The organism is Synechococcus sp. H55.9 (assembly GCF_047462355.1).
Lineage (GTDB): Bacteria > Cyanobacteriota > Cyanobacteriia > Thermostichales > Thermostichaceae > Thermostichus.
Window position 1 is genome coordinate 1 of record NZ_JANSJB010000193.1, and the last position, 1199, is coordinate 1199.

The 1199-nt window shown below is 60.0% G+C and carries 1 protein-coding gene; it reads right to left on the bottom strand.

Going from position 1 to position 1199, the window contains the following annotated elements:
• Window positions 1-170 precede the first annotated feature (170 nt).
• Window positions 171-1199: Uma2 family endonuclease (locus NW857_RS13060; protein WP_414369222.1), on the bottom strand; the 1029-nt coding region annotated here is incomplete at its 5' end.

Consider the following 1199-nt stretch of genomic DNA (forward strand, 5'->3'; position numbering starts at 1 on the left):
CTAAACCTAGGCCTACTCGCCCTGCGCTTGGGCGTGCTGGCGGGCATTCGCGGCTCCTACCAGGATCCCCCCTGGACATTCTGGGCTTCGCCGCTGGCCGATCCCTTGGCCGTCCTGCGGGTGATCTTGTCGGCCCTCAGTCGCCCCCGCTCTTGGCGCGGGCGCACCTACTAGTCTGTTGCCTCAGGATCGACGCCCAACTCCCGCAGTTTTGCGGCTAGGCGCTGCTGCTCCTGACGGGCTTGGGCGAGGGCTGCCTCTGCCGCTTCGGCCCGCTGTCGCTCCTGCTCTACTTGTTCAATTCCCCACAGAAGCAAATTCCCGTCGGCAGTCCACCACCGCAACCAGTTGGCTTTGGTTTCCGCTTTTTGTCCGCGCCACACCCCCAAGAACAAGCCGATCTCCGGGATCCAATAGCGACCGTTTTCCTCAGCCGAGGCAGGGGCATAGCGACCGTCTTCCAGGCGATAGACATCCAGCTCGCCGGTTTTGGGATGAAAAATGACGTAAACAGGCACCTGCAAAATGCGCTCGTAGAAATACCATTTCCCGTAGGGGTAGTGGGGGTTAATCGAGTATTCGCCACCCTCGGTTTCGGAGATAAATTCCATCACAATGGCCGGGGGATCCCCCTCCAAGTGGGGGGTATAGCTGCGGCGAATCTCTCCTTCGGGCAGCGGCTGCACCCTGGGCACGTACAGCCAGTCGGGGGCTTTCACCACCACTTTGTCCCCGACAGTGCTGCACAGGCCAAAGTTGGAAGCGATCAAAGCCTCGGCGGGGATAAGCTGAGCCAGTTCCAAAGCCTCGCGCAGGGCAGCAGCCAAAAGGGGCTGTAAGGTGCTTTCCACAGGCTCATCCGGCAGCGGAAAGTCTTGCGGCAGTTTTTCCCATCGGATGGGGGGGAGAGAAGGGGTAAGGCGAACAGGAGAGAGGGCCATAGCCTGGAGTACCCCTAGAGGCAGGATGTGCAGATACCTCTTGGGATAACCCAAAAGGATCCCTGCTATCAACCTTCCCCTCTTCTGGGGTGCCGGGAAACGCTTCCGGATCCCTGGGGTGGACACAGCTCCCAGGATGACGTAGGGATCGTAGGTCAAGATACCCCGGCTGCCAGTTTCCACGGCTAGGGTATGCTGGTGGGCAGTGAGCAAGTTTCCCACCTCTTCTTTTGAGGAGAGAATATGCCGGAACCGGAA